Origin of the sequence: Bradyrhizobium archetypum (genome assembly GCF_013114835.1) — a bacterium.
Taxonomy (GTDB): Bacteria; Pseudomonadota; Alphaproteobacteria; order Rhizobiales; family Xanthobacteraceae; genus Bradyrhizobium; species Bradyrhizobium archetypum.
The window spans coordinates 476278-490604 of sequence record NZ_JAAVLW010000004.1; the positions used below are offsets into that span (position 1 = coordinate 476278).

At 57.7% G+C, this 14327-nt stretch carries 11 protein-coding genes and 1 tRNA gene; 6 read left to right on the forward strand and 6 right to left on the reverse strand.

Annotation, left to right across the window (positions count from 1 at the left end; translation table 11 throughout):
• Positions 1 to 371 precede the first annotated feature (371 nt).
• The 6 genes from HCN50_RS14990 (at position 372) to HCN50_RS15015 (ending at position 5392) form a co-directional block, all read left to right on the forward strand.
• Entirely contained in the window at positions 372 to 1373 is a 1002-nt protein-coding gene (locus HCN50_RS14990) for a TRAP transporter substrate-binding protein (protein WP_171710426.1), read from the forward strand.
• 175 nt (positions 1374 to 1548) lie between these two features.
• Positions 1549 to 2124, forward strand: coding sequence for a TRAP transporter small permease (locus HCN50_RS14995; protein WP_171710666.1), 576 nt, complete (start codon positions 1549 to 1551; stop codon positions 2122 to 2124).
• Complete coding sequence (locus HCN50_RS15000; protein WP_171710427.1) at positions 2121 to 3446, forward strand: TRAP transporter large permease; 1326 nt, start codon at positions 2121 to 2123, stop codon at positions 3444 to 3446. The genes HCN50_RS14995 and HCN50_RS15000 overlap by 4 nt, the downstream gene beginning before the upstream one ends.
• 133 nt (positions 3447 to 3579) lie before the next feature.
• Complete coding sequence (locus HCN50_RS15005; RefSeq protein WP_171710428.1) at positions 3580 to 4179, forward strand: Spy/CpxP family protein refolding chaperone; 600 nt, start codon at positions 3580 to 3582, stop codon at positions 4177 to 4179.
• A 180-nt stretch (positions 4180 to 4359) separates the two neighbouring features.
• Positions 4360 to 4435 (forward strand) — tRNA-Lys (locus tag HCN50_RS15010).
• A 267-nt stretch (positions 4436 to 4702) separates the two neighbouring features.
• On the forward strand, positions 4703 to 5392 hold the full coding sequence (locus tag HCN50_RS15015; RefSeq protein WP_171710429.1) for a LuxR C-terminal-related transcriptional regulator: 690 nt from the start codon (positions 4703 to 4705) through the stop codon (positions 5390 to 5392).
• A 92-nt stretch (positions 5393 to 5484) separates the two neighbouring features.
• Here the strand turns inward: HCN50_RS15015 and HCN50_RS15020 are convergent, their stop codons facing one another.
• The 6 genes from HCN50_RS15020 to HCN50_RS15045 form a co-directional block, all read right to left on the reverse strand.
• Entirely contained in the window at positions 5485 to 6540 is a 1056-nt protein-coding gene (locus tag HCN50_RS15020) for a polysaccharide deacetylase family protein (RefSeq protein ID WP_376700291.1), read from the reverse strand.
• A gap of 102 nt (positions 6541 to 6642) precedes the next feature.
• Positions 6643 to 7710, reverse strand: coding sequence for a glycosyltransferase family 4 protein (locus tag HCN50_RS15025; RefSeq protein ID WP_171710430.1), 1068 nt, complete (start codon positions 7708 to 7710; stop codon positions 6643 to 6645).
• 150 nt (positions 7711 to 7860) lie between these two features.
• The gene (locus tag HCN50_RS15030; protein ID WP_171710431.1) at positions 7861 to 9291 is read right to left on the reverse strand and encodes an undecaprenyl-phosphate glucose phosphotransferase; all 1431 of its coding nucleotides are present in this window, start codon (positions 9289 to 9291) and stop codon (positions 7861 to 7863) included.
• A gap of 658 nt (positions 9292 to 9949) precedes the next feature.
• Positions 9950 to 10726, reverse strand: a complete 777-nt coding sequence (locus HCN50_RS15035; RefSeq protein WP_171710432.1) for a methyltransferase domain-containing protein — start codon at positions 10724 to 10726, stop codon at positions 9950 to 9952.
• A gap of 234 nt (positions 10727 to 10960) precedes the next feature.
• On the reverse strand, positions 10961 to 12310 hold the full coding sequence (locus HCN50_RS15040) for an O-antigen ligase family protein (protein ID WP_171710433.1): 1350 nt from the start codon (positions 12308 to 12310) through the stop codon (positions 10961 to 10963).
• 111 nt (positions 12311 to 12421) lie between these two features.
• The gene (locus HCN50_RS15045; RefSeq protein ID WP_171710434.1) at positions 12422 to 14296 is read right to left on the reverse strand and encodes an AAA family ATPase; all 1875 of its coding nucleotides are present in this window, start codon (positions 14294 to 14296) and stop codon (positions 12422 to 12424) included.
• Between the last annotated feature and the right edge of the window lie 31 nt (positions 14297 to 14327).

Consider the following 14327-nt stretch of genomic DNA (forward strand, 5'->3'; position numbering starts at 1 on the left):
AACCTCGGACAGTTCATGTCGCGAGATCGCGAAGCTATATCCCCGTCATTGCGAGCGCAGCGAAACAATCCACCTCTCCACTTGCGGCACTATGGATTGCTTCGCTGCGCTCGCAATGACGGCCTAGCACTCTGAGCCTTTCGTTACGAGGAAAGCAGACATAGCGAAGCTTTATTGGACGCTGGTTGCACAGCTCCGGCACGATCCGAACCAAATCGTGCGGGCAGAATTTTGCAGCGCAGCAAAGCCCGCGGCGAGGGCACCCTTCTAACGGGCAATGGCAATCCGGCCGGCTTGTCTGTATGGATGCATCTGGCATGCAAGCTTCGGAATCCGTCTCGGGCGCGCCGAAGAAAATAACGGGAGGAAACATGCGCAAGCTGATTTTGGCCGCGGCATCAATCGCGGCACTGACCCTAGTCGGACCCGCCGCGGCGCAATCGCCGATCGTGATCAAGTTCAGCCACGTGGTGGCCACCAACACGCCCAAGGGACTGGCGGCCGAGAAATTCAAGGAACTGGCCGAAAAATACACCGACGGCAAGGTCAAGGTCGAGGTCTACCCGAACTCGCAGCTTTACAAGGACAAGGAAGAACTGGAAGCACTGCAGCTCGGCGCGGTGCAGATGCTGGCGCCTTCGAATTCGAAATTCGGCCCGATCGGGGTGAAGGAATTCGAGGTATTCGATCTGCCCTACATCCTTCCAGACCTGAAGACACTGCGCAAAGTCACCGACGGTCCGCTCGGCGCCAAGCTCTTGAAGCTGCTCGATGCCAAGGGCATGACCGGTCTTGCCTACTGGGACAACGGCTTCAAGCAGATGAGCGCCAACAAGAAGCTCGTCACGCCCGCCGACTATCGTGGCCTCAAATTCCGCATCCAGTCTTCGAAGGTGCTGGAGGCGCAGTTCCGTTCCCTCGGCGTGGTGCCGCAGGTGATGGCATTCTCCGAAGTCTATCAGGCGCTGCAGACCGGCGTGGTCGATGGCCAGGAGAACACCTGGTCGAACATCTATACCCAGAAGATGCACGAGGTGCAGAAGTACATCACCGAGACCAACCACGGCTACATTGGCTACGTCGTGGTCACTAACAAGAAATTCTGGGACGGCCTGCCGGCGGACATCCGCACTCAATGCGAAAAGGCGATGAAGGAGGCCACCGCCTACGGCAACGCCCAGTCGCAGAAGGAAAACGACGATGCACTCGCCGAGATCAAGAAGACCGGCAAGAGCGAGATCATCAAGCTGACGCCCGAGCAGGACGCCACCATGCGCAAGGCGATGGAGCCAGTCTACAAGGATGTCGCCAGCCGCGTCGGCCAGCCGCTGATCGACGAGTTCCTGAAGGAGACCCGCGGCGCGACGAACTGAGGAGAGGGGATGGCCGGCGCGCACAATGTGGCTTGCCGGCCAATGACGCTGGTACTTTCGCGTCATGCCCGGCCTTGTGCCGGGCATCCACGTCTTAGTCGCGGGGCGGCCAGAAAGACGTGGATGGCCGGGACAAGCCCGCCATGACGGCTGGGATAGAGTGGGGGACATATTGATACTGCTTCGCATCCTCGACCGGCTTGAGGAGATATTGATCGCGACGCTGATGGCGCTCGCGACCTTGTTGATCTTCCTCGCGGTGTGTCACCGCTATCTGCTCGGCGTTCCCTTCCTTTTCCCGATCCTGTTCCCGATCAACCTGGCCTGGGCGCAGGAGCTTTGCATCTACATGTTCGTCTGGGTGGCCAAGTTCGGCGCCGCCTACGGCGTGCGGACCGGCATCCATGTCGGCGTCGATGTCGTGGTCAACCAGCTCAAATCGCCCTGGCGAAACTACGTCATGCTGTTCGGGCTGCTTTGCGGGGCCTTCTTCACCGCCGTGATCGGCACCATGGGCGCGAAATTCGTCTATGGCCTTTACTATACCGACCAGGTATCGCCCGATCTCGAGATACCGAGCTGGTTCGTCTATCTCTGCATTCCGCTCGGCTCCTATTTGATGTGCTTCCGCTTCCTGCAGGTCGCCTGGAATTACTTCTTCACCGGTGACCTGCCGCATCACGACCACGCCCATGTCGAGGGCGTCGATGTCGATGCGCCCGGCGCTGGCGCGGCGGAGGTGACGCGATGACCTCGCTCATCATCTTCGGACTTTTGATCGCGCTGATGCTCACCGGCATGCCGATCTCGATCGCGCTCGGTCTCACCGTGCTCACCTTCATCTACACGATGACCAACGTGCCGACCGAGTCAGTGGCGCTGAAGCTCTTCACCGGCATCGACAATTTCGAGATCATGGCGATCCCGTTCTTCATCCTTGCCGGCAATTTCCTGACCCATGGCGGCGTCGCCAGACGCATGATCGACTTTGCCAGATCGATGATCGGCCACTGGTATGGCGGGCTGGGGCTCGCCGGCGTGATGGCCTGCGCGCTGTTCGCAGCCGTATCGGGCTCTTCGCCCGCCACGGTGATCGCGATCGGCTCGATCATGCTGCCGGCGATGGTGAAGCAGGGCTTTCCGAAACGCTTCGGCGCCGGCGTCATCACCACGTCGGGCGCGCTCGGCATCCTGATCCCGCCGTCGATCGTGATGGTGATCTATTGCGTTGCGACCGGCGGCAGCATTGCGCTCGATCCAGCCGGCCAGCGCGTGTCGTCGGCTTCCGTTGGCCAGATGTTCATCGCCGGCGTCATCCCCGGCGTGATGCTGGCGATGCTGCTCGGCGTGACCACGTTCTACGGTGCCTGGCGCAACGACTATCCGCGCCTGCCGCGCGCCAGTTGGGCAGAGCGCATCACCGCATTCCGCAAATGCGTATGGGGCCTGCTACTGATCCTGATTGTGCTCGGTGGCATCTATGCCGGCATCTTCACGCCGACCGAGGCAGCCGCGATCAGCGCGGTCTATGCCTTCGTGATCGCGGTGTTCGTCTACCGGGACATGTCGCTGAGGGATGTGCCGAAGGTGCTGCTCGGCTCCGCCAACATGAGTGCCATGATCCTCTACATCATCACCAACGCGGTGCTGTTCTCCTTCCTGATGGCGAACGAAAACATCCCGCAGCAGATCGCGAACTGGATCACCTCGGTCGGCGTCGACTGGATCATCTTCCTGCTCGTCGTCAACGTGCTGCTGCTGCTCGCCGGCAACTTCATGGAGCCGTCTTCGATCGTGCTGATCATGGCGCCGATCTTGTTTCCGGTGGCGGTCAAGCTCGGCATCCATCCGGTGCATCTCGGCATCCTGATGGTCGTCAACATGGAGGTCGGGATGTGCCATCCGCCTGTTGGCCTCAACCTCTACGTTGCCTCCGGCATCGCCAAAATGGGGATCACCGAGCTGACGATCGCGGTGTGGCCGTGGCTGCTGACCATGCTGATCTTCCTCGGCATCGTCACCTACGTGCCGGAGATATCGCTGTGGCTGCCGCGCGCGCTGGGGATGTTATAGCCGTTGGCGCGGGGCGCCGGATTAAGCCGAGAACGCATTACATCTTGGTAAGGGAAGCCTCCCTTGCCAATCCTTAAGTTGAACGCCGGCCCGGCCGGGCCCATCTTCGTGCAACCTTTCACGGGAGGTTCGCATGAGGAATTTTGCCATCGCTGCCGTCGCGGTCCTTGCCATCGCCGGCTCGACCGCGGTCTATGCCCAGCACCGCCATTGGGGCTTCGGCCATATGCGGATGAGCGCGGAGGACAGGGCGGCTTACGCCGACGCGCGGATCGCGGCCGTCCATGCCGGCCTCAAATTGACGGCCGAGCAGGAAAAACTATGGCCGCCGGTCGAAGCGGCGGTCAGGGAGTTCGCCAAGCTCAGGATCGATCGCGCCAATGCGCGGATGAACCCGCGGCGGGACGATTCCAGCCAGCAGAAGCCGGACGATCCGGTCTCGCGCCTGCGCGAGCACGCCGACAACATGGCGGCCTCGGCGGCAGCCATGAAGAAGATCGCGGAAGCCGCCGACCCGCTCTACAAGACGCTGGATGACGGCCAGAAGCGGCGGCTTGCCATCCTGACCCATTTGGACCGGTTCGGGGGCCGGGAAGGCTGGCGCCACCACCGGTTCGAGCGTGGAATGGGGATGGACCGCGACTTTGACGGGCATCACGGCTACGGCCGCAACCGTTACGACCGGGATGATCGAGACGGTGGCCCGGACCGGGGCGGGCCCGAGCGGCTCTGAGCAGGGATCGCCGCGCCTGGTCTAGTCCCGACACCGGCAGAAGCCGCTGGAATCCAGCGGCTTTTTGCCGTTCGGGCGATCCACCAAAGCGCGGGAAAACTTGAGCAGGCTTGCTGGACATCCCGTAGTCGCTTTGCTAAACGACGCCCCTCGCGAAGGTTTTCCGGACCTCAAGCGTCCGGGCGCATAGCTCAGTTGGTAGAGCAGCTGACTCTTAATCAGCGGGTCCCAGGTTCGAGCCCTGGTGCGCCCACCATCGCGAAAGCTTTCTTCTTCAATAAGTTATGCGAGCGCTCGCCGAGAACAAAACAGGGCTGGCCCGACGTTTTTAGGGCTCGGCCGGCAAGAGTTCTCGCACGCGGGAACTCTCGCATCAGCATACTTTTGACGATAAGTTTTCACAAAATCGCAACAAGAACATCTTTCGAACTTTAGTAATCTCAGGAAGCTCAAGAAAAGTCATCCTAGACACAAAACCGACGAGAGCGCAGCTTTCCCGGGGCGTGGTCGAGGGGCGCGTTCGATGCCTCGTATCCTTATTGTGGACGATCATCTTATGTATCGGAAGGCGCTGCGTGGTGCGCTGGAATCCCATATAGCCAAAGCCCACGTGCTTGAGGCAGACAGTCTGGAGAGCGCGTGCAAACGCCTTGACCCCGATGGCTGCATCGACCTGAGCCTCCTAGATCTCAGCACTGCGGGTGTATCATTCGAAGCGCTTCATGGGCTGCACGAATGCTATCCGAAAACGCGTTTGGCCGCCATGATGGCCTTGGCTACCCGCGCTGATATCATGCGCAGTCTTGATGCCGGCCTTTATGGTTTCGTATCCAAGTCACAATCCGACAGTGAGATTCTCGGCGCGATTAAAGATATGCTTTCTGGTCGCGTGTACGTACCGACGTTGCTGACAAAAGTTGGCGAAGCTACGAATGGATCCGGCGGGCAGATTCACCATTTGAGTCCACGGCTCAATCGAATCGAAGCACTTTCTGACAAACTTACGCCGCGGCAGCGTGAGGTCTTGGCTATGCTTGCGCGTGGAATGTCGAACAAGGAAATTGCTCGCGCGCTCAGGATTGCAGAGGGCACCACAAAAATCCATGCGTCCGGCGTCCTGAGGGCGTTGGGAGTTCGCAATCGAACCGAAGCTGCGGCCGTCGCCAAGATCCATTTGGCGACAGCTGACAGTCCATCTCGTCGAAGGTCATGAGATTCTTGCAATATGAGCCTTCTTGTTAGACCCGACTCGTTGCCCCACCTCGTCGCTGGAGGGTGGGGCGTCCGCGTGGCCACCGCTCGAAGTCAGGTCTCAATTTCGGCCACACGGCCACGATTCCAGAGCAAGAAGGGGACCCCCGAGAAAAGGGTGCGTAAAGCTGCCCTGGTTTGGAACAATCCGTTGATCGATACCCGCGGCAGGGAGTGCAAGTAATCGGTGTGATTGGAAAAGAGATGACCGGGCCTGGATGTCACAGCGGTCTCAAAGCCCGAATCGCGGACAAGGCGGAACTCGCGCGCGCCCGCCGAGAGCCGATCGCCGAAGGGATAGGCGAAATGCCTGACCGGGCGACCGAGCCGGCGCTCCAGCAGCGTCTTGCTGTCGGCGATCTCTCGTGCGGCTGCGGTCGTGTCGAGCTTCGCGAGGACAGGGTGCGATAGCGTGTGTGCACCGATCGTCACGTCGGGCTCTCGTGCCAGGTCTCGAAGTTCGTCCCAACTGAGGCAGAATTCCGCTGCAAGGCAGTTTGAGATAATGCCGGCCTGCGAAGCCAAATCAGCCGTCACGGTTCGCAGCCGCTCCATTGGTCCCGCCCGGAGCTGACGATACACGGCATGGAAGGCATCCTGTTTTTCGTTAGGTGTACGGCTCGGCAGGCTCAACGGCTCGCCGTTGCGAGAAATCACGATGCGGTCGAGCCGCGCGATTGCCTGCTCGAGTTCGAGCCACCAAAGCTGCCCCCGTCCCCCGGCAAACTCCGTGGTGACGTATATCGTCCAGGGAGCCCCGAACCGCTTCAGGATCGGCCAAGCATGCTCGACGTTATCTCGGTAGCCATCATCGAACGTCAGGACTGCAAAGGGCCTTGAACGCCGATTCGAACGCAGTCGATCGGGAACCGCTGCAATTGGAATGATGTCGAAGCCCTCCCGCCTCAGCTCGGCCAAGACGGTGATGAGAAATTCCGGTGTGATTTCCAGGAGTTCGTTCGGCGCAAACGCAACGTCACGCCGCGGCCGAACGTGATGAAACATCAGAACAATACCGAGTCCGCGCGCGAGATTGCGAAGCCAGCGATCCGCGCGTGACGCTGCAATAACCTCGATGCCGGCAGTGAACAGTCGGTGTCTCGGCCTCATAAACTGCAACTCGATGTCTGACCAACTGTCACCCTCTGCCACGTGGGACGATCGCGACGCTGATTCATTCAATATTCGCACGCGCCGCGCTCTGGCGCCGCCTCAAAAATGCACAGATGAGTACACTTTGTCCGTCTGCGCACATACGTTAGCCCAGTTGTAGTCTTGCAAAACTGCGTCGCGGGCTACTTTGTATGTCGCGTGGTCCTGCGTTAACCGGTGCCGCAGCTGCCCGACGTCGCCAACTTTGAAATAGTTCTCCGGGCGAAGGCCGAGATCGCGATTTGGCTGAATATCGCTCAGAAGAACAGGAGTCCCGGCTACGGCAGCCTCCAATGCGGCGATCGGCAGCCCCTCATTGTATGAGGGGAGGACGAACAATGACGCACCCTGCAGAATGCTTTGCAGCGCATCCCCTTTGAGAACTCCGGTAAACACGATCGAGTTGCTCGCTTCCGCCAACAAGCTGCTGGAGTAACGGTCTCTACGTTCCGAATCGCCAACGATCACGAGCTTGTAGTCGACATCGGCGGCCTTGAAAGCCTGAATCAGATCGTGAAATCCTTTCTCCGGCACGAGTCTGCCAACAGTGACGATATATCTGCCTTTGACAAGGTCATACTTGGACAGAATGTCGGGAACATCGCACAGTTCAGTTGTTGGTCGCAACAGGTGGTCGGCACCGTTGGGAATGAAATGTATCTTGTTCGCCGCTTGCGGAAAGCGCCGCTTCAAGTCCATCGCGAGCGATCGCGATACAGCGATTATCTCATCTCCGAATTGGATGGAGCATAGCTCACCGACGCGCAGAGCACATTTTCCGAACCAGTTCCATTTTCGGTGTTCATAGTTCTTGGAATGATATGTAACGATGATCCTCATCCCCAGGAGTTTCGCGATGGGCGATATCAATGCAGGGCCAATTCCATGCAAGTGCAGCAACTGCGCATGTACCACAAATCGGGCATACAGAACACCGTAAACCGCGTTTGTGATCGTTTCGAAGTGCCTCCCCCTCGCGTGCGCGAGCGACACGATTCGAATCCCCTGATACTCGGACAATCGATCTGGCAGGTACGCTTTTCGTCCGATGATCGTGAACGAGTCGTTCCGACGGAGCTTCTTGAGAAGAGGATAAAGATTCTCGCAATGCGTTTCGACGCCGCCCATCACCCGGGGGACGCCACGTAGACCCAAGACGCATACAATCATGGCCGACCTCTACTTCATACTGAGCTCCGTAATTCGCGTGCTGACCTGTGTTCGTGGCACCTAATCATCCTTGGGCGTTGCGCGTCCAAAACGTATTGCTTTTGGCCTTCAGAATGCATTCCGCGAACGAAGAACTTCGCGAACGGTCCGAACGATTATTCGAAGGTCCAACCAAAAGCTCCAATTGCTGACGTACCAAAGATCCAGTTCTACCCGCCGCTTCATTGGCGCTAACGTTGGCGTCTCACCGCGAAAGCCATTGACTTGAGCCCACCCGGTCATTCCAGGTTTCACGTGGTGGCGACACGGATAGTGCGAGATCAGCTTGCTGTACTGATCGTCGTGGGCGAGCGCGTGAGGCCGAGGTCCGACAAGTGACATGTCGCCAAGCAGAACGTTGATGAGCTGTGGTAATTCATCGATACTCGTCCGACGCAGCAATCGGCCGATGGGCGTGATGCGACAGTCATTAGGAGTGGCTTGCTTGATTGTGACGCCGTCTTCCATGACACGCATTGTGCGAAATTTCAGGATTTCGAAAGAACGTCCATTGAACCCCCCACGCTTTTGCCGGAAGAGAATCGGACCGGATGAGTCGATCCAGATAGCGAGCGAGACTGCCAGCAGAAAAGGCGCCAATATCAAGAGGCTGCAGGTTGCGACCGCCAGGTCGAAGGCTCGCTTTGCCGCTCGCTCCCCTGGTGTTAGTGGCGCTCGCTGAAGTTCGAAGCTGACTGTGCCGCAACGCGTCCCCTGTGGTGACTGGAGGATCTCCTGGGCTGTCGCATCGGCAATCAGCCGCACCGGCAACGGAAGCTCGCGAAGTTCGATTAGCGCCTGTTTGGTAGCGGACCAACGACCCCAATCTATCGCAAGGTGGATCTCGCTGATGTCGGACCCACGGCAGGTGCTTACGAGCGACAGAAAGAGAGCCCGGATGTCGTCAGTGTTTTGAGGAAGCAAATGGCTTCTTACGATATTGTAAGTCCGCAGCGTCTCGTTCGCGGCAAGTATCGATTCTGAACTGCTCGTCACGAGAATTATTTTTGGACGTTTTAGCCAGCCCTTCTGGATGATCTCCAGCATGGCACGCCGGAGCAGAAACCGCTGACAGAGAATCAGCAGGGGAGCGGCTATCGCGAAGGACAAAGCCCAGCCGCGCGACAGGTCACTGCTGACTTTCAGCGTGAAGCTTGCACCGAAGAGGAGCAAAAGTACGCTGCTCCAGCTCATCATTATCGGAGCGATCTGCGAGCGAACCGAAAGCAAGACGTCGGGAGTGTAGAGGCCCTTGAGCTTTAACAGGACGACTGTCAGTGCGGCCAAAATGCCGCCCAAAGCAACAAAATCATTCAGGTTTGGGAGTTTCCCGAATGAGATCCAATGATATATCCCGCCCGCTGCGATGCTCGCGAATACGATCGCGCAGGCATCCCCCAGCATCGCGAGGAACATGAAATCCTCGTATTTTAGGCCTATTGAATTGCCGGCGGTGGCCAATCGACCGCGGTGCGACGCAATTGTCGGCAGAGTCTTCATTGCCGTAACTCGCCGGTACTGCCAGCTCTCTGAGCATTTATCGAACTTTTTGACTGGCCCTGAGGGTGAGACGAACCGTTTAGAGTTGTGAAGACGCCGCGGGACGTGACGGAAGGGGAGGGTCGGGTTTCCGGCCTCCTGATCGGCTTGTAAGGTCGGTCCTGATGATCGCTCGCACGTGGAGGAGGCCAGCACGTAATAAGTGCAGAGGATGCGGAGACTGAGGCGACGAGCCTCGCCTGAACCGATTCAATTATCCAGATTCGCATCGGGCGACCCAGCAATCAGAATGTCACTCCCCCCGACTGCCGCGACAATATAGGCGCTGATTACCGTCTGCCTTTCTCTACAACCGTGGTGCTATCGAGGAAGAATTGGCCTAGGCCTATTGGACTAGTCCTAGTGACTAGTGCTAGTTCGTCTGAACTCCGGTGTGCCGCGGGCAAGTCCTGCCACGCGGTCCAAGAGGCCGGCGTGAGCGACCTCCGCAGATTGACAATCGCGGCTTGGTGCAAAGGATACTTGACGCGGGCTGCGCGGCTGATGGCGCGAACCGACGATCGGATAGGTAGAGCTTCCTGGGGCACTTCAGCGCTACGTCACATCGGACCACTGCCGTCCTGGAGGAGCGGATGCATTCAACTTCCCCATGTGCCGCTTAGCCCTGCTTCACTGCTTGAATGAGGGCGCTGCTCGTGACCAGATCCTCGTCGGTCAGATGGCGGAAGCGTGGCGCAAGCTGTGCGCGCGTGATAGCGGATGGCCTTATGGTCCGTTCGTCACGTACGATACGACATCCCATTTTTTCGATAAGCGCTATATGCGTTGAATGCGGCTCGCGATTGATCCTGTGCCGGCGTCTGCCCGCTGCCAGGCGCCAGACCACATCTGAGCATGACCAGTGGCCATTCCACTCTGTGGTCATTCCTAACGACTTGAAGTCAATCTCATGGCTCATGACGCCGCCAGTTTTCAGCCAACGGCACATTTCGGCGTAAATTCCCGCTAGGTCGCCAGGATATTCCAGCACGGTCTGTGAGAGCACTAGATCAACGCTCGCATCCCGGATCGTGCCTGGCTCCCACGGGGCAATATAGCAGAGAGGTGCGTCTGCGCGCGCCGTTGTCGCCGGACTAGTAATGCAGGTCCGAATTCGCTCCAGCCGTTTCGGATTGAGGGCCGCCTCCAGGCGCGCCGATGTGAGAACGTCCGCAGGGAATGCGTATAATGACAATGCCGGCTGCACGAGCGGGAACTCAGCATCATCGGGAATCGGAGCGCGATCGCGGAAGAGTGCGATCAATTCCTCGAAAATCTGCAAATTAAGTGAACTGTTGGCGTAAGGGACAGCATCGAGTGCCAAGCAGCGCTCTGTCCCGGAGAGGATTGCGGCAAGCCCTATGCCGAGCGAGTCACCCGGACCAAGCTCGGCCATTGTGTCGAATCTCGTTGGCAGGGCGCTGGCATGCAGCATTGCAAGATGGCGCAACCAAACGGAGTAGCAGTATCTCGCAGAGACCGTACCACCTGTCTTCCTTCCCGTCAGGTTCCGGAGCCCAGGGACGTATGTTGCTATGCCAACAACCAGAGAACCAAGTTTGAGCGACATCTGCTTCTCCTTGTTTGGAGCCAATGCTTGCTCTTTTTCTCAGCTCGAGAGCAGCCCTATCTAACGCGACTGCAAACGGTCCACTCGCAGGCGGGTTCGAGGGTACAATGTTTCTTCTCCGGATAGCTTGGTCGATTCCAAATGCCAGGTCTGGCCAAGCAGCAATGCGTAGAGAATCGCTCCCTCAAGTGTCCAGAACGGCATGGTTGCCAGATTCAAGACAAAGAAGCCGACGTGGCACGATATGAGGGTCGGCTTGTCATCTCTGTTCGCGTGCAGTGCCATCAAAAAATTCGAAATCAATATCCATAGAAAGGCAGCAAGTCCAAGCAGACCAAGCTCGTACAAATACGACACAAAGGTGTTGTGCGCATACAGCGAGAATCGCCCTACCCATCCTTCAGGCCCGAAGCCGACCAGAATGTTGATGATGCTTCCGTCCAAGTAAGCCTCAATGTACTGACTCCAGAGGTATGCTCGACCCGAAAACATCCGCGTTTCTTCTCGCGAGAAGCGCTCGGGTGGCTGAAGCAATGATGTGTTCTTATCGATCATCGTTCCGATATCGGCGAACCGTTCTTGTACAAGAACTGCTACTCCGGCGAACACGAACACGGCCACGATCGCCAAGACCATAAGCAGAAGACCGCGTTGCTTGGGGACTATGTTCCTCAACAGCGTCGAGAATGCGAGGGAGCCTGCTGGCAGGACTGCCGCGAGCAAGGCCGTTCTATAGTTTGCCAGAGCAATTGCAGCCACCGAAATCGCCAGCCGCACGTAGGAGGCTGTCCCGCTCATTTCGCGCGAAAAACATGTCACGTACAAAAACGTGAGCAAAATAATCGAGAGCGACTGTTGATGTTGGTAGCCGCCCAGGAAGCTGGTCGATCCGTCCTCATTTGTTGTTTTCAGTCCCCATGGTACCGAGAGCCATTGCAACATGATTGGTCCGGTGAAAACCACTGCAAGAGAGCGAAGGATCCGCTCTCGCCCGCAGCGCAGCATGGCAAGGTAGGCGGCAAGCGCAAAAACGATCAAATAGAACCACTTGAGTGTAGCGTTTATGGCTCCGAGCCACGTTTGGTTTAGCAACGCACTGATGAAGATAACGACTACGATGCCGTAAAAAGGAACTAGCCGGCGCAGCAGGAGCCTACGAGACCCGACCAGCAATAGGCCGACTGCAACAACGGCAATGGACGTGAGCGCAACAAGCGAAAGGCCGGCTACGATAGGCGTGTACGTATACTCGTGAAAGAGCGCAATGCTATAGCGAAACCACATGGCCAGAAGCAGGAATGTGGCAAAGGAGTCTCGCAACTGCCAAACTTGAATGAGCACCAGCAACAACGTTGCGCTGCAAACTGGAAGAGTCACGTAGATCGGGAAGGATGGGACTTGCTCTTCCATCTTGGCCTAACAGAAGAAAGCGACATATGTCGAGGTAAACGTCAGGTTCGAAAGCCGGCGCTCTCGCAACGCTGCAGAATCTGCCTGTTCCTAGCCGTGACGCCGGTTCTCTTATCGCGCCAGCCTTTTCAGCCTGCTCTGTCGGTGTTGATTTAGAACAACGCCCAAGAGTTTTTCGAAAATCGGAGGCGCTGAGTCGAGGGCATCGATCGCGGCTTCTTGCGAAGTGCCGCCGAGTTCTATGACCAGGATGAAGGAGTCGATCAAATGGGAGATCGCTTTCACGTCTGCCATTGGCGTGAGCGAAGCAAGATCGAGGATCACGTAGTCATAGAAATCCTGGACGGACTGCAGAAGTGTTTCCAACCCCGCCGAGGTAAGCTGGGTAAGTTGGCACATGGCAGCCGGACCTAATACTCTCCCAGCCGTCGGATCACGATTAGCTACTGCTTTCACCGCCGGCAGGAAGCTCAAATTGGTGCTGGAATCGCGCCATATGACGTCCTTAACGGCGGCCTGACCTGTGATTACCTCAATCACACCAGCCTTCGCTGCCGGCGCGAATTGTGCGGTCATCCCAGCATTGCGCAGTTGGCAGTCGATCAGAAGGACCTTGCAGCCGCAGAGCGCCATCATTTCGCTCAGGTTTGCAGCAAACAGCGTCTTTCCCTCCTTGGGCCTTACCGACGTTATGCCAATGACTTTGTTCGGCCGGTGCAAACCGGCCACATCGGCCGCTATCTTCGAGGACCGAACTGTCTCAGCAAATTGGGAGAACGGTTCTCGGACAACGAAGCGGTGTTTTCTAGCAAAGGTCGGCATAGATCGGTCACCGCTCTCACCGTCTCGACGCCTATTTGGCAACCGATCTCGCGCGGGTCCGATCGTCGGCAAGACACCGAGACATTCGGTACCGAGCTCCTTCTCGACCTGCTCCGATGAGCGAAAACTTTTATCGAGGTACTCTCGTCCAAAAGCAACGGCGAGACCGCCGATAAGGCCAAGGATAGTCGCAGCCCCGAGAACGAGAACGGGTTTGGGATCGTTCTTCACAAGCAGCGGCGATGCCTCGGAGACAATCCGGGCCTCGTTGGTCGGGAAAGATTGCTGGTTCGTGAACTCTGTTACCCGCTGGAGAAAAGTCTCGTAAAGCATTCGATGTGATTGTGCGGAGCTTTCCAGGTCCTTGAGAAGGACGCGTCGACCGCTGGAAAGATCGGCGAGCTGCTGTCCGCTTAAAAGGGGTGCATCTGCGCCAACAACATTGCTCTTGGCCTTGTACTCAGCGACGGCTCGTTCCGAATTTTGAGCCTGGGCTTTCAGCTTGTCGAGCCGATCTCGAAGCCATGCGTCTATGTCGTAAGAAAAACGGTATTTCGACGCGTTTTGATCGCTCAGATAGGCTTCGGTTACAGCATTGCTGATCCGGGCGGCCTTGGTGGCGTCCAGCGACCGGTAATCGATCTGAATGACATAGGTCGAACCAATGCGTTTGATCGTGAGGTTTCTTTGGAATGCCGCGACGGCCCGGCCCTCCTGGTTGGGTTTCGTTCCCGAGCCAAAGATGGCACTCGAGATCTTGCCGAAGATCCCCACCAAGCCCCCTGTTCGCGAAATGAATTCCGGGTCGGACAGGAGATTCAGGTTCCTGACGACTGATCTCGCTATCGCCTCAGACCTGAGGACTTCCACTTGGCTGTCGATGTACGCCGAGTCCGCGGTCGGATTGGGATAACCGCGCTGTTGAAACTGTTCAGCATCTCGGACGTTGAACAGCAACAACGAGGAGGCGGTGTAGCGCTGCGATGTCGTTGCCACATAGATTCCGGCAACCGCGACGGCCAATGCCAAGATGCTCGCGATCACAGCCCATCTGCGTCGCAGGACACGAAGCACGCCGACGGGATCAATATACTGATCTTTAGAACTTGCTGTTCGAGCCTCACCTGCTGCAGGTGAGGGCTGCCAAGCAGCTTTTTTCAGCATCTCCGCCCCTCCAGAAGGTAGCGAAATGGCC

Bases quoted from the DNA above. Each gene is read 5' to 3' on its own strand.
- HCN50_RS14990 (WP_171710426.1), top strand. From the start codon at position 372: ATGCGCAAGCTGATTTTGGCCGCGGCATCAATCGCGGCACTGACCCTA.
- HCN50_RS15000 (WP_171710427.1), top strand. From the start codon at position 2,121: ATGACCTCGCTCATCATCTTCGGACTTTTGATCGCGCTGATGCTCACC.
- HCN50_RS15005 (WP_171710428.1), top strand. From the start codon at position 3,580: ATGAGGAATTTTGCCATCGCTGCCGTCGCGGTCCTTGCCATCGCCGGC.
- HCN50_RS15015 (WP_171710429.1), top strand. From the start codon at position 4,703: ATGCCTCGTATCCTTATTGTGGACGATCATCTTATGTATCGGAAGGCG.
- HCN50_RS15020 (WP_376700291.1), bottom strand. From the start codon at position 6,540: ATGAGGCCGAGACACCGACTGTTCACTGCCGGCATCGAGGTTATTGCA.
- HCN50_RS15025 (WP_171710430.1), bottom strand. From the start codon at position 7,710: ATGGGCGGCGTCGAAACGCATTGCGAGAATCTTTATCCTCTTCTCAAG.
- HCN50_RS15030 (WP_171710431.1), bottom strand. From the start codon at position 9,291: ATGAAGACTCTGCCGACAATTGCGTCGCACCGCGGTCGATTGGCCACC.
- HCN50_RS15035 (WP_171710432.1), bottom strand. From the start codon at position 10,726: ATGGCCGAGCTTGGTCCGGGTGACTCGCTCGGCATAGGGCTTGCCGCA.
- HCN50_RS15040 (WP_171710433.1), bottom strand. From the start codon at position 12,310: ATGGAAGAGCAAGTCCCATCCTTCCCGATCTACGTGACTCTTCCAGTT.
- HCN50_RS15045 (WP_171710434.1), bottom strand. From the start codon at position 14,296: ATGCTGAAAAAAGCTGCTTGGCAGCCCTCACCTGCAGCAGGTGAGGCT.